16 protein-coding genes are annotated in these 18,290 nt (G+C 43.5%); 15 read left to right on the top strand and 1 reads right to left on the bottom strand.

Annotated features, from left to right (window positions below; translation table 11 throughout):
* The first annotated feature begins 15 nt into the window (after positions 1–15).
* The gene (locus tag ACGF49_RS02375; protein ID WP_271868342.1) at positions 16–1,287 is read left to right on the top strand and encodes a glycerophosphodiester phosphodiesterase family protein; all 1,272 of its coding nucleotides are present in this window, start codon (positions 16–18) and stop codon (positions 1,285–1,287) included.
* 127 nt (positions 1,288–1,414) lie between these two features.
* Here the strand turns inward: ACGF49_RS02375 and ACGF49_RS02370 are convergent, their stop codons facing one another.
* A complete protein-coding gene (locus ACGF49_RS02370) occupies positions 1,415–2,071 on the bottom strand; it encodes an IS1595 family transposase (RefSeq protein ID WP_271868341.1) in 657 nt (218 codons plus the stop codon).
* Between the two features lie 311 nt (positions 2,072–2,382).
* On the opposite strand from ACGF49_RS02370, the gene ACGF49_RS02365 reads away from it, so the two are divergent.
* The 14 genes from ACGF49_RS02365 (at position 2,383) to ACGF49_RS02300 (ending at position 18,262) form a co-directional block, all read left to right on the top strand.
* Positions 2,383–3,357, top strand: coding sequence for an Rpn family recombination-promoting nuclease/putative transposase (locus ACGF49_RS02365; RefSeq protein WP_387489430.1), 975 nt, complete (start codon positions 2,383–2,385; stop codon positions 3,355–3,357).
* 631 nt (positions 3,358–3,988) lie between these two features.
* Complete coding sequence (locus tag ACGF49_RS02360; protein WP_113043146.1) at positions 3,989–4,438, top strand: phage tail protein; 450 nt, start codon at positions 3,989–3,991, stop codon at positions 4,436–4,438.
* 53 nt (positions 4,439–4,491) lie between these two features.
* Positions 4,492–5,568 carry a phage tail sheath C-terminal domain-containing protein gene (locus ACGF49_RS02355; RefSeq protein ID WP_113043147.1) on the top strand — a complete coding sequence of 359 codons (1,077 nt, stop codon included), beginning with the start codon at positions 4,492–4,494 and terminating at the stop codon, positions 5,566–5,568.
* An 11-nt stretch (positions 5,569–5,579) separates the two neighbouring features.
* Positions 5,580–6,977, top strand: a complete 1,398-nt coding sequence (locus ACGF49_RS02350; RefSeq protein WP_387489426.1) for a phage tail sheath family protein — start codon at positions 5,580–5,582, stop codon at positions 6,975–6,977.
* Between the two features lie 48 nt (positions 6,978–7,025).
* Positions 7,026–8,219 (top strand): phage tail sheath C-terminal domain-containing protein, encoded by a 1,194-nt coding sequence (locus tag ACGF49_RS02345; protein ID WP_271859132.1) that lies wholly within the window; start codon positions 7,026–7,028, stop codon positions 8,217–8,219.
* A gap of 13 nt (positions 8,220–8,232) precedes the next feature.
* Positions 8,233–8,691, top strand: a complete 459-nt coding sequence (locus ACGF49_RS02340; protein ID WP_113024977.1) for a phage tail protein — start codon at positions 8,233–8,235, stop codon at positions 8,689–8,691.
* Positions 8,688–8,867, top strand: a complete 180-nt coding sequence (locus ACGF49_RS02335; RefSeq protein ID WP_113043150.1) for a DUF5908 family protein — start codon at positions 8,688–8,690, stop codon at positions 8,865–8,867. The genes ACGF49_RS02340 and ACGF49_RS02335 overlap by 4 nt, the downstream gene beginning before the upstream one ends.
* Positions 8,854–9,537, top strand: a complete 684-nt coding sequence (locus ACGF49_RS02330) for a hypothetical protein (RefSeq protein WP_271859131.1) — start codon at positions 8,854–8,856, stop codon at positions 9,535–9,537. The genes ACGF49_RS02335 and ACGF49_RS02330 overlap by 14 nt, the downstream gene beginning before the upstream one ends.
* A complete protein-coding gene (locus tag ACGF49_RS02325) occupies positions 9,534–11,135 on the top strand; it encodes a phage baseplate assembly protein V (protein WP_262977789.1) in 1,602 nt (533 codons plus the stop codon). Before ACGF49_RS02330 ends, ACGF49_RS02325 begins: the two co-directional genes overlap by 4 nt.
* Before the next feature lie 12 nt (positions 11,136–11,147).
* Positions 11,148–11,669, top strand: coding sequence for a GPW/gp25 family protein (locus ACGF49_RS02320; protein ID WP_113043153.1), 522 nt, complete (start codon positions 11,148–11,150; stop codon positions 11,667–11,669).
* Positions 11,666–12,082, top strand: coding sequence for a hypothetical protein (locus ACGF49_RS02315; protein ID WP_113043154.1), 417 nt, complete (start codon positions 11,666–11,668; stop codon positions 12,080–12,082). Before ACGF49_RS02320 ends, ACGF49_RS02315 begins: the two co-directional genes overlap by 4 nt.
* Before the next feature lie 42 nt (positions 12,083–12,124).
* The gene (locus ACGF49_RS02310) at positions 12,125–13,951 is read left to right on the top strand and encodes a hypothetical protein (RefSeq protein ID WP_387489417.1); all 1,827 of its coding nucleotides are present in this window, start codon (positions 12,125–12,127) and stop codon (positions 13,949–13,951) included.
* The gene (locus tag ACGF49_RS02305; protein WP_262977791.1) at positions 13,948–16,842 is read left to right on the top strand and encodes a hypothetical protein; all 2,895 of its coding nucleotides are present in this window, start codon (positions 13,948–13,950) and stop codon (positions 16,840–16,842) included. Before ACGF49_RS02310 ends, ACGF49_RS02305 begins: the two co-directional genes overlap by 4 nt.
* Before the next feature lie 196 nt (positions 16,843–17,038).
* Positions 17,039–18,262, top strand: coding sequence for a tail fiber protein (locus ACGF49_RS02300; RefSeq protein WP_113043157.1), 1,224 nt, complete (start codon positions 17,039–17,041; stop codon positions 18,260–18,262).
* Positions 18,263–18,290: the final 28 nt, after the last annotated feature.

Genomic DNA, 18,290 nt, shown 5'->3' with positions numbered 1-18,290 from the left:
ATGAGGTAATAAATAATGTACGCAAATAAACTAACTTCAGAAACAAAAAGGACTTACAAAAAAAATCACCAATCTGATCAGGAGGGTGATGGATCACTTAATTCCTCTCAAGGATCCTTAACTAAACTCAATGATGTTGAAACACAAAAAATGCTAAAAAGTCGCCATGATAGTAACTTATTGAAGAAACGCACTAATAACAATTTACTACTAACAGCTCATCGTGGCACAGGCCCCACTAGTGTATTCGGTCCAATCTTTCCAGAAAAATATTTCCCTGAAAATAGCCTGCCCGCGATCAAAGCTGCTATCCTTCAAGGAGCTGACGCGATTGAAATTGATATATTCAAATCCAAAGAAGGTGAAGTGATCGTTACTCACGATGATGAAATCTGGCGTAATGAGTTTAACGCCGACAGAAGTGGGCAAAAATTGCCTGACAACGAAACCAAGGCATCCTATTTAGTGGGGAAAAAGACCGCCAATCAATTGCAGAATATCAAGATTGGACGTAATGGTGAAACCATGCCAACACTTGCAGAAGTGATGAAATTGGTCAGCCATGCCAATGAAACACTCAACAAGCATAAGGAGAATCCAATTATACTAAACATTGAGTTGAAAGATGAGAATGCCATTTTTGAAACTCTTGACCTTCTTGAACAGGAGAAAAATGATAAAAAGAATGTACCTGTCGTGTTTTGTTCCTTCAAACACGAGGCCCTCAAAAAGCTCAAAGCAGAAGCCGACAAACGAAATATGAGCGAAATTAATATTGCACCTGGTATCAAAACTGCAGATTTATTTGGAAAAGATAATATTGACGAAAACTTCGCATTAAAAGACTCTAATGCGAAATACCATAAAGATGCAATGGAAAATCTCAAAGAACTTGTTGAAGGTAATGGTTTCAACGGATATGACGGTATTCTTTGGGATTTACGTAATCCCATTGTCAAGCTGGCTATTTCTGGTAAAAAATCGATTCATGCTTCCACCTCGGATTTCAGGCAATATTCAGATAGTCGGGATTTTTCACTTGTCCTACTGGAACTTAGTAAACATGTAGAAATATTTTTCAAATGTGACAACGTAGATGATGCAAGAAAAGTTTTACTTGAATCAAGCATATTGATAAGTGGTATTGGTATTCAAATGATATATAAAAGATTGCCAAATGGTGAAGACTGCTTTTACTTTTACAGATCGAATTCTCAGGATAACAGCCATTTTCTTAAGAAAGGTGCACGAAAACCCTTACCATATTCAAAACTAGGTCGTGATTAATCCTTTAAGATAGAGAACTTTCTTATTCCTGGCTATTACTACAGCTCTATATACTTAAAATTTTTGGTATTATTCATTTAGGATATTTATCTAAAATAAAAAAACATGGGGCTGTCCTAGATAGCGATTATATTTTTCCCTTAACTATTTTTTTTATAATATGTAATTGGCCTTTTACACCCGGTGTATTAAATCTCCACTCACATTCCTTGAGAAAGAGCTCAAAATGTTCCTTTGGTATGCCATTAAATTTACGCAGATGACGTTTGGCTTGGTTCCAAAAGTTCTCTATCCCATTGATATGGTTTTGACCATTTTTAGCGTCTACAAACTCCGTGCTATGGTTAATTCGATAGTGTTTAAAATCGGACACGTCCAGCACATCATAGCGGGCAAAATTGTCTGTGTAGACCAGGCTGTCAGGCTTAATTTTCGCCGTGATTATCGGAATTAAGGTATCGGATTTGGCGTTAGGTATTAGGCGGGTGTAGACCTTACCACCTCGCTTGAGAAGCCCGAAAACAGGGACTTTTCCGGCTGAACCTCGCCCGCGTTTTCCCTTACGTTTACCCCCGAAATAGCTTTCGTCTATCTCGACTTCACCTTCAAACATGGAGTGTTCATCGACATAATCAGCGATAAGGACTCTGAGGCGGTGAAAATAGTAAGCTGAAGTCGTTTTGTTGACCCCCACTAACTCAGCCGCAGTGCGAGCTGTAGCCCCTGCCACAAAGAGCTCCTGAAGACGTTTTTGCTTGTATTGGCTAATCCGACTTTTTCTCATTTGGATATCCTAGATCAAATTACTTATCTAGGACAGCCCCAACGGAAATATAAATAATCGATATTTTGATAAAGGGATTATCATTATGAAAATGCAAGTTAAAAACTAATTGAAATGAATGGCTTTCATAAAGTAATTGTTGTAAATATAATGTTTTCTCTTTTTTTCTTTTCTGGTATTTGATTCTTTAGGCTCTTCTATTAATGCATTCGGTAAAGATTTGCCTGAGGAAATCTGAGACAATGTTTTTTGTAACTTGGTAGAAATACTATAAATGGTAATGACTAACTAATAAGACAGAGAAACAGATTGTGGCAAAGAAAGAAAAACGGCCTCACCATGACGCATTATTCAAACATTTTTTAACGCAGCCCGAAACGGCCAGGGAGTTCTTATCCCTTTATCTGCCCGAAGAAATCCAGTTGTTGTGTGATTTAGCCACATTGAAACTGGAGCCCGGCAGTTTTGTGGATGAGCATTTACGTCAACTGCACAGTGATGTGCTGTACTCGGTTGAAACTGCCCGGGGACAGGGCTATATTTATTGTCTGATTGAACATCAATCCACCCCTGACCCGTTAATGGCCTGGCGGCTGATGTATTATGCCATGTTAGCCATGGCGGCTCACCTGAAAAAAGGCCATACTGAACTCCCTTTGGTGGCGCCTCTGCTGTTTTATCATGGTGAGGTTCGGCCGTATCCTTACTCAAACCGGTGGCTGGATTGTTTTACGCTCCCTGAACAGGCTGCTCGCTTATACCGCCAGGCGTTTCCGTTGGTGGACGTCAGCGTGCTCAGCGATGAAGAGATCCTGACACATAAAGGGGTTGCCCTGATGGAGCTGGTGCAAAAACACATCCGCTGCCGGGATATGCAGGAATGGGTCCTCCAATTGGTGGAACTCTTGAATGCAGGGTATAATACAACTGAGCAGCGCAGTGTGGTGTTACGCTATATTTTACTGAATGGACATACGTTGGATCTCTCACAATTTGTCCATCAACTGATTGAACAATCTCCGGAGCATGAAACGATGTTGATGACTATTGCAGAACAGCTTGAACAAAAAGGGCTTGAGCGAGGTATCAAGCAAGGTATTGAGCAAGGTATTGTGCAAGGTATTGAGCAAGGTATTGTGCAAGGCCGAGAGGAAGGCCGAGAGGAAGGCCGAGCGGAAGGTAAACTGGAAACGGCTCGTGCCTTATTACGGCATGGCGTGAGTTTGGACATTATTGTCACCAGTACCGGACTGAGCCGAGATAAAATTGAAACGTTAAAGCATTAAATTAATCTTCTCTTTTACAGCAAAATGCCGATATTTAAGATCGGCATTTTTGTTCTTATTTATAGGGAGAGAAATGACACCTTAAAAGTATGGGGAATGCGATTAGGTGAGCTGTTTGCGGAAACAAAATAACTTGTTCTGTTTCGTCAAAACCTTGATGTTCATGCGCCTGATGTAACCGTTTATTATTGATTTTTGCATCCGAACAGAGTTCATAAAAAAGCAAACCATAGGCTCAATACGATCTTTTCCACTCACTCTTTTGATCATCAATTAATCGATAAAAGAGAAAATAATTATCCATTCATAATTTTCCTATCCCCTAAAACCAAATAAAACGGCTCTAATACCTAAAATGAGTAACCTATGCCATACCAATTAATAATTATCACTCACTATTAATTAGTATTCCCTCAAAAGATTCATTACTTATAATCATGCCGCTTTATTAAAAGCGAACTAAATAATCGCGAAGTAAATTTTTTCAGCATAAATAATAACCGCCATAAGGCAGGTTGCTGCGGTAGCTATAGCCATAGCTCGGAGCTAATCAAAACCTCGGTGTTAATCAAAACAAGGCAATAACACCCTGTTTATCTTTTAAACGTAAATAACCAATCAAGGAAAAATTATGTCTACAACTCCTGAACAAATCGCTGTTGAATATCCGATCCCTACTTACCGCTTCGTTGTCTCAATCGGTGATGAGAAAGTCCCTTTTAACAGCGTTTCCGGGCTCGATATTTCTCATGACGTCATCGAATATAAAGACGGTACAGGCAATTATTATAAAATGCCCGGCCAACGTCAGGCGATCAATATTACGCTACGTAAAGGTGTCTTCTCCGGTGATACTAAACTTTTTGACTGGCTTAATTCTATTCAACTTAATCAGATCGAGAAAAAAGATATTTCAATCAGCCTAACTAACGAAGCCGGTACTGAAATTTTAATGACCTGGAGCGTGGCAAATGCCTTCCCAACTTCATTAACCGCTCCTGCTTTTGATGCCACCAGCAATGAAGTTGCGGTTCAGGAAATTAGCCTGACCGCAGATCGAGTCACTATTCAAGCGGCTTAAGACTTATTTATCAAGCTATCTACTCAGAATATTGCACAATAATTGGAGGCAACATGCCAACATATTCTTATCCCGGCGTTTATATTGAAGAGGACGCTTCACCCGCACTCTCCGTTCGTTCCAGTGCAACGGCTGTGCCGGTCTTTGCTGTTACAAACAACGGTTCATTAATATCAGATAAACCCTATATTCGTGTTAGTAGTTGGATGAACTATTTGACACTAAAAGGCGAACCATTTAATCCCAAGAATATCCTTGACGTTTCACTGCGTGCTTATTTTATTAACGGTGGTGGATATTGCTATCTCGTCAAAACTCAAGAGTTAGAAACACAAGTGCCAAAACTTGACGATGTGACATTACTGGTTGCCGCCGGAGAAGAGATCAACGAGGTGGCAGGAAAACTTTGTCAGCCGGGCAAAGGATTATTTGCCATTTTTGATGGCCCACAAAGTGATACCGATATAAAAGAACCAGAAAAAGCTCTCAAGCCTTATTCCCCTACCGCTTATGGCGCAGTTTATTACCCTTGGCTAACCGCTGAATGGGGAGAAAATAAAGCCGCCATTGATATTCCACCCAGTGCGGTTATGGCCGGTATTTATGCCAGTGTCGATAATAGCCGAGGAGTCTGGAAAGCACCCGCTAACGTTCCTATTCAAGGGGGATTACAACCTAAATACCCGGTAACCGATGATCTGCAAACGCAATATAACCAAGGCAAGGCACTGAATATGATCCGTACCTTTCCTAAGAGCGGTACGCTGGTTTGGGGGGCTCGTACACTTGAGGACAGCGATAACTGGCGCTATATCCCGGTTCGCCGCCTGTTTAACAGTGCAGAGCAAAATATTAAAAATGCCATGAGTGCTATGGTATTTGAACCCAACAGCCAACCTACGTGGAAAGCCGTCCACCGCGCTATCGATAACTATCTCCATACTTTGTGGCAGCAAGGCGGGTTGATGGGCAATAAAGCCGAACAAGCTTATTTCGTCCAAATCGGTAAAGGTCTCACCATGACCGATGACGATATCAAGCAGGGCAAAATGATTGTCAAAGTGGGTCTGGCGGCAGTTCGTCCAGCCGAATTTATTATCTTGCAGTTTACGCAGAACATCGCTCAATAATCGGAGGCAACATGCCAACAACACCAACTTATCCTGGCGTCTATATTGAAGAAGATGCATCACTGGCTCTCTCCGTTAGCCAAGGGAATACGGCAATCCCAGTTTTTATTGGCCGTTTCTCACCGAAAAAAATCAGCGCAACGCCACAAATAACACGCGTGAGTAGCTGGTTGGATTTCACTAATCTGTTCAATGTGGGTTGTATTACGTCGGTAGCAGTCAAATTAACGGAACCTACTCCACCACCTGCCCCTTCCGATCCTGAGAAAAACGAAGGCAATGCAAAAGCCAAAGATAATGTAAAAACTTTTGCCGCCCAAAATATTACGCTTGATACAGACGATAAAAATAACAGTGATTCTTACAATATAACTATCGGCACCTATACAACAAGCAGTGATGCCTTAAAGCTTTATTTCCAAAATGGTGGCGGTCCTTGTTATATCCTGCCAATTTCTAATCCAGAAGATCCTAATATGCTGGCATTAATCCCTGCGTTAATTAAGCAGGCTTTAGAAATTACCTTGATCGTCTGCCCTGAACAAGATTCTCATTACCAGAGCAAAATATATAACAGTCTGACATCTTCATTATTAAATGAGTGCTATTTCCTTATCGCGGATAATCAGGATAAAGAAACCACACTTAACGTTAGCCTGCAATCACAAACCGCGACTTATTATCCGGCAGTGAAAGTCTCACAACTTATTCAGATGGAGGAGAGTAGCGTCACGGTTTCAGGTTATCAGGATGCAAAAGTTACCCATCTGGCAGAACTCAAACAGCAAAACTCAGGACTCTATAAGCAAGTTATCGAGGCAATAAAACAAAAAATTGCTGATAACAAAAATATCATTCCCGCCAGTGCAGTCATGGCAGGCGTGTACTGTGCTACCGATGCTCGTCGTGGCGTCTGGAAAGCACCGGCGAATGTTGTTCTCAGCGGAATTAATGATGTAGCGGATCGGCTCAGCGACAATGAACAAAGTACCATGAATCGAAAAGGTATCAATGCCATCCGTTATTTCAGTAACAAAGGATTTGTCGTCTGGGGCGCACGTACTCTGCAAGATGATGACAACTGGCGCTACATTCCGGTTCGACGTTTATTTAATGCGGCAGAACGGGATATCAAGCAAGCCATGCGATTTGCCGTTTTTGAACCCAACAGTCAGCCCACCTGGGAACGGGTCCGGTCAGCCATTGACAACTATCTCCATCAACTCTGGCAGCAAGGGGCACTGGCCGGTAATAGCCCGCAGGAAGCCTATTTTGTCCAGATTGGTCAAGGTGTCACCCTATCCGATATTGACATTAAACAAGGCAAAATGGTGGTTAAGGTTGGGATGGCGGCAGTCCGTCCGGCTGAATTTATCATCCTGCAATTTTCGCAAAATGTAACACAGTAACCGTACTGAGGCGCGGTTCGCCGCGCCTGTTCTATTGAGGAACCGAGAATGGAAATCACACAGCCCGGCGTCACCATCACGGAGAACCTGATATCCCAGCAACAAGATGAGGCGTTTATCGGTGTACCGGTTTTTATTGGTTATACCGAAAAAAGTCCAGACAACAAAACCTCCGTCAAGTTAAACAGCCTGACCGATTTTACCCTGTCATTTGGTGAATCAGGATTAACATATTATTCCGTGCGTCACTTTTTTGACAACGGCGGTCAGCAAGCCTATGTACTGTCGTTAGGATCTGATGAACCACGCGGCAATTTTCAATCATTAAGCTCTACTCTCCAACAAGATTGGGTTAAACAAGCGATTTCGGCACAGAGTGCTATCACGCTGATTGTGGTCCCCGATATTGTCTATCTGAATCAGATGGATGCTCCCGATTCAGAAATCGATCAATACGACAAGATTCAGTTCTGGCTACAATTTTGGCAATCAGTACTTAACCTTTGCCGGTGCCGACGTGGCATCATGGGATTGCTGGATGCCCCCGATGATCCCGCACTGGCCGCGGAATGTTTAACGCAGCTCTCTTCCAGTGATCGGCAATGGGGCGCCGTATACTGGCCAAGATTGAACAGTGCCTATCAGGAACAAGATCGGTCTATTGTTCTTTCGCCGACTGCGGCGGTGGCCGCCATTATTCAGCGTAACGATAACCAAATGGCGGTCTGGCACGCACCCGCGAATGTCGCGTTAGCCAAGGTGATAAGCCCAATACGCTCTCACATTGAAGCCGATGCCCTGTTTAACCAGAATGGCCCTTCGTTGAATCTGGTTCGCAGCTTCCCCGGCAAAGGGATAAAGATCTGGGGATGCCGCACGCTGGACAACACCCCCGGCTCCCCTTGGCGCTATATCCAGACACGCCGTCTGGTTTCCTATATCGAAGCCCATATGACTCAACTGGGCCGAGCCTTTGTGTTTGAACCGAATAACGCCATCACCTGGATGAAGTTGAAAGGTCAGGCTTACAACTGGTTACGTCAGTTATGGCTGAATGGCGGACTGCGCGGTACGCAGGAAGATCAAGCTTTCGAGGTGCTACTGGGGGTTGATGAATCGATGAGCGAAGCAGATCTACGGGCCGGGAAAATGATCATGAAGATCAGGCTGGCACTACTCATTCCGGCGGAATTTATCGAGTTGAATCTGACATTTGATACCCGTACCGGGATCACCCATTAAACAGGGGCAAAATATGAACAATTTATACACCCCGTCGGTGTCACACCGTTTTATCGCCAGTTTTCTGTTTAACAATATCCCCAGCCCACTCGACATTGCTTTCCAGCGGATATCGGGACTCAGCCGTGAACTGCAAACCACCCAACACAGTCAAGGCGGAGAAAATGCCAGAAATGTTTGGCTAGCCGAGAAGATCCAGCACGGCAGTTTGGTTCTGGAACGTGGTGTTATGACCGTCACGCCGCTGACTTGGGTGTTTGATCGCGTCCTGCGCGGCGAGAAAGCGGTGTATGCCGATGTGGTCATCATGCTACTGAATGAACATTCAATTCCCGTGGCAAGCTGGACATTAAGTAACGCGTTGCCGGTTCGCTGGTCCACTGGCGACCTTGATGCCAATAGCAATACGGTGCTGGTGAACGCGCTGGAATTACGTTATCAGGATATGCGCTGGTTAGGAGTGAAAGCATGACCGTTGAAATTAAGGAGCTGATTATTCAGGCTAAAGTGACCGATTCAGCCAGTTACTCGGTCACGCCACGAACACTGGCGCAGGAAGCGCTGGATAACGCCCACCTGATTGAAAAGGTGAAACAAGCAGTATTAGAGGAATTGCGTGAAACAGGAGGTCATTATGAGCTTAATTGAACGCAGCCTGTCCAAACTCACCCTCACCGCTTTCAAGGACCGTGAGGGGAAAACTTCGGTAGGCAGTTTACAGGCAATGTATAACCCCGATGCCATCCAGCTCGATTATCAAACCCGTTATCAGCAGGATGAAAGCGTTAACAGTGCCAACCAAAGCAGCCGCTATGTGTTATCCCAACCGGCGGGCCTGTCATTAGTCCTGTTATTTGATGCCACCATGCCCGGCCATAACACCCCGGTAGAAACGCAATTAGCAACGCTAAAAGCCTTGTGTGCCGTGGATGCCAGTACTCAGGTTCCCCACTTTCTTAAAATCAAATGGGGCAAAATGCGTTGGGAAAACAAAGGCTATTTTGCCTGTCGGGCCAGTGGTCTCAGCATTCATTACACCCTGTTTGACCGGGATGCCACACCGTTGCGGGCCAGCGCTACCCTATCTCTGGTGGCAGATGAAAGCTTTGTGATTCAAGCCACCGAGCAGCAATTAAAATCGCCCCCGGCTACTGCGGTTAACGTCACGGATATGCTCTCCCTGCCGTTGATCGCCTTAGGCGCCGGCGCTTCTCTGGCGGGGGGGATTGATTATCTCTCGCTGGCTTGGCAAAACGGTCTGGATAATCTTGATGACTTTACCCCCGGACAAATGTTGCAAGCACAGGGGAAAGCATGAAGATACCGACGATAACGATCAAAATAGACGGCAAAACGCTTAACCACTTTACGGTTATCAGCCTGACAGTAAACCATCATATTAATGGCATCCCCTCGGCTAACATCACGCTAGGGATCGCCGGTGATGCCAGCCATATTTTTGATGCCAAGGCGCAAGCTGAACTGGCAAGTTGCCGCCCCAATCACCAACTTAGCGTGCAGATCGAAAAAAACGTGGTGTTTAAGGGGATCATCGTTCGGCAAACATTGGGGCTTAAGGGTCAGGACAGCATCATTACTCTGACCGCCAAACATTCATTGCAAAAATTAACTCACAACTTTCACTCGCAACTGTTCAACAAACAGAGTGATGAGGCGATTATCAAGAAGTTGTTTAGCCAAGCGGGTATCTCTGTCACGATAAAACAAGCCCCTCAGCTTAAAACGGTGCATGAGCAAATGGTGCAATTTCGCTGCAATGACTGGGCTTTTCTAAAAAACCGGCTGTTCGCGACCCATACTTGGCTGCTGCCCGGCAACGATAGCGTGACGCTGGTCGCCCCGGAATCCCTTAATCGGTCAACCGTGCATACCCTCCACCAGCGAGCCAACCATCAGGATGCGGTGTTATTTGAAGCGAATCTGCAATGGGATAACCAACGCAGCCCCAAAACCGTGAGTGTACAGTCTTGGGATATCGCCCAACAAAAACTGTCTCCTGCTCATCAGGTAAAAAACAGCGGTCTTGGTCACAATCAACTCGCCATAGACAACCTGACATCATTAACCAACCAACAATGGCAATGGGTTTTCAGCTATCCGTTGGACAATGAACAAGCCAAACAGCTTGCTCAAGGCATCCTGAACAACCGCCGAAGTCACAACGTCTCCGGCAATTTTGAGGTCGAAGGCGATAACCGTTATCAAACGGGGGATGTTCTGGCGTTAAACGGCTTTGGTCAAGGGATGGATGGTCAGGCGATGATCACCGGTGTCAGTCAGACCATCAATCAACGGCAAGGCTGGCGCACTCGGCTAACGCTGGGGCTACTGCCGGAAACAGAGCAAGTTATACCGCAGGCAAAAGAGCTGCATATCGGGATCGTGGAAAAATATCAGCGAGATAGCCAATCATTAGGCCGTATTCCGGTCAAAATACCGGCGTTAAACTTAACCAACGGCACCCTTTTTGCCCGTATGGGTAAACCTTACGCCAGCCACGAAAGCGGATTTTGCTTCTACCCTGAACCGGGGGATGAGGTGATTATCGGCTTCTTTGAATGTGATCCTCGCTTCCCGGTGATATTAGGCTCGATGCACAATCCTAAAAATAAAGCGCCGTTAGAACCGAGTGAAAAAAATCCGGTGAAAACCTTAGTGATTAAACAGGGAGAAAATCAGCAAGCATTACTATTTAATAATAAAGATAAAACCCTCGCATTGAATAGCGGAAAAAATACCTTATCTCTGCAACAGGATAAAGATATCACGCTTAATTCCGCTAAGAATCTTATTACCCATGCTCAGGAAATTAAAATAGAGGCGCAAAAGTCTCTGGCCGCCTCCGGGAAATCAGGGGTTGATATTAAAGGTGCGAAGATTAACTTAACCCAATAATAAGGTAATGAGATGACAAACAAAACATTAGCCAATAAAGCATTAGCTAATAAAGTATTAGCCGATATCTACGGTCGGGGTTGGTCCTTTCCGCTGCAATTTTCTATTAAAGATAGTACGTATAAAGATAGTGCGTATAAAAATAGTACGTATAAAAATAGCACGCATCCTGAAATATCCACCGGCGTCACAATGGCGGAAGGGGCAGAAAACGTTCGCCAAAATATGAAAATTCTCTTTCTCACCGAACCCGGCGAACGAATTATGCGAGAGAATTATGGTTGCGGCCTGAATGATTATCTGTTTGCCAATATCCGTGACGAAATGATGGCAGAAATTCAAACTCGGATTGAAGAACGGGTATTACGCTATGAACCCCGCGCCGATATCAGCGAGATCCAAGTCAACCAGAGAATGGATGTCCCCAATACCCTGCATATTCAGGTCACTTACACCCTGAGAGGCAGCGAAATCAGCCAGCAGATTGAAGGCGCTCTTGAAGTTAATGAAGGCCGGGTACAGGTGAGTTTATGAGCAAACAACTGGTGGTGGATGGCGACACTTTGCTGTTCGAGCCGTTATTTGGCAACCGACAAATCACCATTCTGGGGCCGGCGACCATCCGGGGTAGCGGACACACTCAAATTCAGGGCAAAAAGATTGTCGTGGTCGGTGATGAAAAAAAGGTGCAACTTCAAGCGCAATATATTACCCCAAGCCACCCGGTTCCTGGCATGGGGATGGTCACCATTGCTCAATTGGATGCCAGCCAGCAGGTCAACTTCTGCCGTAGTCCAGTCACAGTGATTGTTGTCGGGCAACAATTTATCGCCCGTTTTACCCCGACACAACCAGCCAATAATCCATCGAGCGGCCCGGATGTGACAGCCCCCAGTATGGGCAAAGGTCGGTTTATTGCCAGCCAATATGCGGTCACTGCCGGATAAATAACCTCTTCAACTTTATTTTAAATAACAGGTGGTAAAAATATGGGACAAGCCGAGTTAGAAAATAAACTCTCTGCTATTGTGCCGGATACTGCATTTAAACTTGATGAAAGAAGTACGCTAGATATTTTAAATTGGCTTAAAGCTTACGCTAAAGAAATTCCTTTCGATCAAGAGAAAAAACAGTTCTGGGACAGTTTCTACTTTATTCAAGAAAATAATCCTCAACAACTAGCGGATATTTACCAAAATGTGAATAAAGCCGATGGTCGATTACCCGCCCATCAAGCTTTTGTTTTGGCTTTTTTAACGTTATTAGAAACAACTAATCGATTATTAAATACCTTTCCGGCCCGGCATCGCAATCTTTATTATCGGGAATTATTAGGGCTGAAACCCAAAAAAGCGCAAGCGGATAAAGTTGCTATCGAAATTACTCTGAATACTGACAACCCAGAATTTCTGGTAGCCCAAGGCACACTGTTTGATGCGGGGCAAGACAGCGCCGGTAACTCGTTACACTATGCGTCAGATACGGATTTACTGGCGAATCAGGGAAAGTTAACCGATCTGCGTTGGTATCGGAAAGTTGGTAATGTCTGGAAATCAGCAATACTATTAAGCGACTCAGACAACATTGAATTCCCCAAAAACGGTATTCAACTTTTTAGCGAAACATCCAATGATCTTGAAGTTCAATCTGGCCACCGGAATTGGGACGAAGCAAATATATCGTCATTAACCCATGACACATTCTACTTAGGCTTTACCAATGTATTACCGGGACAAACTTTATCTTTATACTGGCAGTCAGAAGGTGTTAAAGCACTTAATTTATCTTGGTCTTATCTAAATCGGAAAAATATCTGGCAGCCAATCAATCAACTGGTTCACGATCAAACCCATAACCTGTTTGACCGGGGTATCTGGCGCACCTTATTGCCACAGGATGCGGCAGATCAGGCGGCTCTGATGCCAACGGGCCGCTACTGGCTGAAAGCTGAGATAACTCATCCGACTGCCCCCCAAGATTACCCACGCATTAAAGGTCTACTGTATAACGCTACCACGGCGACGTTGATCAACGCAGAAACCGTTGAACAGGATCACTTTATCAACGGATTAGCTGCCGACAACATTAAACAGCCGGTCAATACATCCCCTGCAATCAGTGGCGTAACTCAACCTTGGGCCTCTTGGAATGGTCAGCCGCAAGAAACCGAGCAAGCCTTCCTGACGCGGCTCCCGGCCCGTTTATCTCACCGTAACCGGGCGCTGAGTTGGGGCAACATTGTCACCTTATTAAAAGAGCAATTTGTCAGCCTGTTTGATGTCAAATACCCGTCTGCCGGTGAATTAACCAAAATCCCGGCACCGGAAAAGCAACAACTGATTGTGATCCCTAACAGCCGTTACAAAGATAACAATGATGCGCTGCGTCCAACGTTAAACCCCGCTCGGCTGACAGAGATGGTCGAATGGATCAAACAACTCAGCAGCCCTTGGGCAACCCTTGAGATCAGCAATCCCACTTACGTTGACGTTAATGTGAACTACCAAGTGACTTTTACCACTGACGTTAACCCCGACTACGGCCATCATCAGCTACAACAGGAGTTAAGCCGCAAATATATGCCGTGGGGCGAAAATAGGGCTATCGGCGTGACAGTCGGTAATCACATTGACTACTACCAGTTGTTAGCCACCATCCAACAATCGCCTCTGGTGGAACGTGTCACCGATTTAAGCCTAACCATCGCTAACCGAACCACAGGTGCCGTGGGTAAAAGTATCGAAGCCGCCGATAATGAAGTGCTAATTTTAGTCTGGTCAGAGCAGCGTCCCTCAAACCAAGGAGTTAACCAATGAATCATCAGGATGCCCTGTTTCCCATCGTCAAAGACGATATTACCTTCGATGCCTTACTCGCTCAGGCCAAAACAGTGATTGAGCAGCAATCCGGCCAATGCTGGAGCAATACCAGTGAAAATGATCCCGGTATCACCTTATTAGAAGCCTGTTGTTATGGCGCCTCCGATCTGGCCTATCGCCACACATTACCACTGAGAGACCTTCTAACGCCAAGACCAGAGGACCAAACACCCGGCGACGGTATTTTTCCTCAGGAGTTCGGCCCACAACAAACGCTGACCTGTGGCCCGATCACTGCGGAAGATTATCGCCGGGCTTTATTGGATTTACATAGCAGCGACACGGTTAATGAAACAAGCGAAGGTTATTTTTTCTTTAATGATGTCCAATTAATTCGTGAACCTGAAAATCAACGTTATCAATATTGGTATAACAAACAGAAACGTGAATATAGTTTTAAAAACTCCGGATCAGATAGCCAATTAACACTAAGAGGAAATTACTGGCTCTATTTACTGCCTGGTCGGGAAACTGAAACGAATAAAACACTGGCTGAGGAGAGGCTGAAAACTTTCCTAAAAGACAACCGAAATTTAGGAGAATCCGTCAGTAACATTATCTGGCTGCAACCTGCCGATCTCCCCTTGCAGATTGATATTGAACTTGAAGATAACGTCATCGATTTTGCTGATATCTTCGCCCAAATTTATATGACGGCGGAACAGATAGTACTGGCAAAGCCCGAACGTTATACCACTCAGGCCATGAAAGATCAGGGTCACTGTCATGAAGAGATATTTTCCGGCCCTTATTTACATCACGGTTGGATACCGACCTTACCTCAAGCCAAAAACTACACCAGCGCTACCATATTAAATCTCAGTCATTTGGTTAACCGATTATTAGCGATTAAAGGCATTCAGAGTGTCACCCGGCTGGCATTAGCTCATCACGACACAACTATTACGCCATTGTCGGATGATAATTGGTCTTGGAAAATCGCTCAGGGATATTACCCCAGATTATGGGGTAACGATCCACTGGCATTAATTACCTCAGCAAACAGCCCGCTTACCATTATTGCCAAAGGCAGCGTTAAAATTAGCGTTTCCAAACAACAGGTGGAAGAAAAAATAATTGAAGAACCACTGATTAATACACAACCTGAATTACTGCATTGGGGTAAATATCGTAAAGTTCTGGATTACTATCCGGTAAGCAATAAATTACCGGCTTGCTATGGATTGCAGACCTATGCCAGCAACCAACAGCAAATACAGTTGCATCAATTTATGCTGCCTTTCGAGCAAATGCTAGCTAACGGCTGTGCCGAACTCGCCCTTTTACCAAAACTATTAGCCTTTAAACAACGGGGAGATGACGTATACGGTGCTCAATGGCCTTTTAAAGCCGATACTGTCAGCCAACAAGCCCATCAAAACATAAAAACTGATTTAATAGAAAAGCTCAATAATGATTCTCAAATCCATTATGATAAAGGCAATAATAAAGATAAAAACTATGCCAAGGAACTGACAATTCTGAATTACCTATTAGGCTATTTTGGTACTCATCGCGCAGCCAGACCATTGACACTAAACACACTCGATTTTCTAAACACCCAACGCGGCTATCTGGCTCAACAACCGGAACTGACCTATCAACGTAATAATATTCGGATTGATAAAGTGTCGGCACTGCAAAAACGAATTGCTGCCCGATTGGGTTTGGGCGGGGAATGTTTCAGTAAAACACCTAATCTGGATGGCCTGCCTTTTTATTTAATTGAACATCGTCAACTTTTGCCGATAAAACCCGACACGAAATTCGACGATAAACAAAAACCTGATGCTCTAAAGATAATTGAAGAGAATTCAGGCTCTAATAATCATCAACTCATCATCACACAGCAAGGTATTGCAGGTCGGTTATTACAAGGTCAGGTAATTAATCTGATTATTATTGAAGGTGATAGAGAGTTTATATTACGGAGCCAAATGATCACCGCAGTAACAGGAAATACCTTTTCCCTTAGTACCCGTAACAGCAGCGATTTGGAACGCAATCTGGACAGAATAAAACAGAAATTTAATGATGGTAATCTGCGCTGGCAAAATAGCCCGGTGTGGCTGGAAGATATGGATTATCAATTGGTTTATGCCGATGAAAAGTTTAAAAATGCTACCGAAGATCAACGTTGGATTAGTTCCAGTGCTCAAAGCCCCTTCCCGGCCATGATTGAAATAGGTGACGAAATCACGCTGAAATATGTGATTACCCCCTCTGAGCCAGACCTAAAAATATCAGCTCGTACAGTTCTCACGGAACCACCCGAATATGAACTCAAAGCGCGGGTGGTTAAATTTGATCGTATTCAAGGCAAGATATTAATTAAACGCAACCAAGACTCACCGAATAAAAACTTTCCAAAAGAGGCCGAAGCATGGCGTTATCGCTGGTACTTCTCCAATGAAAAATATGCCTTGGCTGACCGCTTTTCATTTGTGGTTAGCGTGGTAGTGAATCGTCAGTTAATTGAGAATGACAAAGTTGATCCTTATAAGTTGGAATCTTGGGTGAAAACAGAAATATTAGCTGAATTCCCCGCACATATTTCAATGATTATTCACTGGTTATCACCGGAGCATTTTAAAGATTTTGCCAGCACCTATAAACGCTGGCAGAACAATGACGCCCCTTTAGGAGACGAAGCATACCATATTTTAGAGACCTTAACCTTGGGACGCCTGCCTTCTGATGCAACCGGTATTGGTAATATGCGAATTGCCACTAAACAGCAATGTATCGAGGTCATTGGTGAATCTGGCGATCAATGGAATGCAGCAGTCATAAAAAGTAATCAATTATTATATGTGCCTAAGCCGTAGGCATAACTAAACTCAATGCAATTATTAATAAAGACAGTAGCAAAAATAGAAACTAATTTATCCAATATAAAAACGAATTAATATAGCACCACAAAAGGCTTATTTTAAGATTAAATATTTTTTTATGCTTAATTATACAGAAACATCTACAAGATATTTAAATCATAATAATTTAACATCACATAGGATGATAAAAATGGAAAAAAAATCTAATCTATCTAATGCAAAATCCAATATGGAAAATATCAAATCAAATGGCCCATCAGCAGATGATTTAAAAAGACGCTTTAAAGAAGGCAGTATTCCATTACAAACCGATTATGCCGATCTGATTAATATTGCTGATATGGGTCGCCGGGCTGTTGGTAAAGCTCCGGGTCAAACGGATAACCCAAATTCAGCCCTGAAACTGGATAATAACGATGCACTAGCAGTAAAACTTAACGACAACGGCGGTTTAAAGGCAGATGAAAATGGATTAAGTGTAAAAATCAAGAATAAAAGCCTGTTAGCTGATAATAGCGGATTAGCAGTCAATGCTGGCAGAGGATTGAGAATTAACAACGACAAACTTGAAGTCGGTAATTATCACGGTATTGAAATAGTTAATGAAGGTGTAAAAGTTAAAGCTGGTGAGGGAATTAAGGTAGACGATAAGGGTGTCAGTTTGAAAATGGGAAAACCTATCAACGTAGCCTATTCTCCATTAATATTAGAACCTAAAAATGATGTTTTATCTGTAAAGATGGGTGATGGTTTGGTTGACAGAGACAATGGAATATCAATTTGCCATGGTAATGGCATTGATGTAGGTTACGATTATGTGGCTGTCAAAGCAGGTAATGGTATTACCGTTGATTCCAATGGTGTCAGTATTGATCCCACTAAAGTACTTCCCAGAGGAATGATTGTGATGTTTTCTGGTGATAGCGCTCCTACTGGATGGGCTTTCTGTAATGGTAATAATGGAACCCCAGACTTAAGAAATCGTTTTGTCATGTGTGGAAATGATTTTTCTGATAAAGGAAAAAGCTATTATTGTGCCGGAGGTAGAGGTGATAAAAAAGAATATCCCCAAAATACAAAATCAACTCAAGTTTCTGTCACTGTTAATGTGCAAAATACAACATTAACAGAGTCACAAATACCTAGTCATAAACATATTGGAGGTATGGCTTATCGGTATGGTGATGGAATAAGATATAATTATTCACAATGGTGGAGCCAAACAAAAGAAATAAATAATCACATTAATTCTGGAATAATGACTGAAGATAGTAATCCTTATTACGCATACACATCAGACACAGGGGGAGGACAAGGACATAATCACCAAGCAACAGCATCATCCCCTTCACATTATCATAGCGTTGATGTAGTTCCGCCTTATTATCTATTAGCCTTTATTATGAAACTTTAATTTCATTCCACGAACACAGATTTAAATT

The sequence above is a fragment of the Photorhabdus sp. RM96S genome (genome assembly GCF_042879335.1).
Classification (GTDB): Bacteria; Pseudomonadota; Gammaproteobacteria; order Enterobacterales; family Enterobacteriaceae; genus Photorhabdus; species Photorhabdus kayaii.
Note: the sequence above shows the minus strand (reverse complement) of the source record. Positions and strands in the feature narration are given on the sequence as shown.

What these genes read in the sequence shown, in the direction of transcription:
- ACGF49_RS02375 (WP_271868342.1), top strand. Translation starts at nt 16, where the DNA reads ATGTACGCAAATAAACTAACTTCAGAAACAAAAAGGACTTACAAAAAA.
- ACGF49_RS02370 (WP_271868341.1), bottom strand. Translation starts at nt 2,071, where the DNA reads ATGAGAAAAAGTCGGATTAGCCAATACAAGCAAAAACGTCTTCAGGAG.
- ACGF49_RS02360 (WP_113043146.1), top strand. Translation starts at nt 3,989, where the DNA reads ATGTCTACAACTCCTGAACAAATCGCTGTTGAATATCCGATCCCTACT.
- ACGF49_RS02355 (WP_113043147.1), top strand. Translation starts at nt 4,492, where the DNA reads ATGCCAACATATTCTTATCCCGGCGTTTATATTGAAGAGGACGCTTCA.
- ACGF49_RS02350 (WP_387489426.1), top strand. Translation starts at nt 5,580, where the DNA reads ATGCCAACAACACCAACTTATCCTGGCGTCTATATTGAAGAAGATGCA.
- ACGF49_RS02345 (WP_271859132.1), top strand. Translation starts at nt 7,026, where the DNA reads ATGGAAATCACACAGCCCGGCGTCACCATCACGGAGAACCTGATATCC.
- ACGF49_RS02340 (WP_113024977.1), top strand. Translation starts at nt 8,233, where the DNA reads ATGAACAATTTATACACCCCGTCGGTGTCACACCGTTTTATCGCCAGT.
- ACGF49_RS02335 (WP_113043150.1), top strand. Translation starts at nt 8,688, where the DNA reads ATGACCGTTGAAATTAAGGAGCTGATTATTCAGGCTAAAGTGACCGAT.
- ACGF49_RS02330 (WP_271859131.1), top strand. Translation starts at nt 8,854, where the DNA reads ATGAGCTTAATTGAACGCAGCCTGTCCAAACTCACCCTCACCGCTTTC.
- ACGF49_RS02325 (WP_262977789.1), top strand. Translation starts at nt 9,534, where the DNA reads ATGAAGATACCGACGATAACGATCAAAATAGACGGCAAAACGCTTAAC.
- ACGF49_RS02320 (WP_113043153.1), top strand. Translation starts at nt 11,148, where the DNA reads ATGACAAACAAAACATTAGCCAATAAAGCATTAGCTAATAAAGTATTA.
- ACGF49_RS02315 (WP_113043154.1), top strand. Translation starts at nt 11,666, where the DNA reads ATGAGCAAACAACTGGTGGTGGATGGCGACACTTTGCTGTTCGAGCCG.
- ACGF49_RS02310 (WP_387489417.1), top strand. Translation starts at nt 12,125, where the DNA reads ATGGGACAAGCCGAGTTAGAAAATAAACTCTCTGCTATTGTGCCGGAT.
- ACGF49_RS02305 (WP_262977791.1), top strand. Translation starts at nt 13,948, where the DNA reads ATGAATCATCAGGATGCCCTGTTTCCCATCGTCAAAGACGATATTACC.
- ACGF49_RS02300 (WP_113043157.1), top strand. Translation starts at nt 17,039, where the DNA reads ATGGAAAAAAAATCTAATCTATCTAATGCAAAATCCAATATGGAAAAT.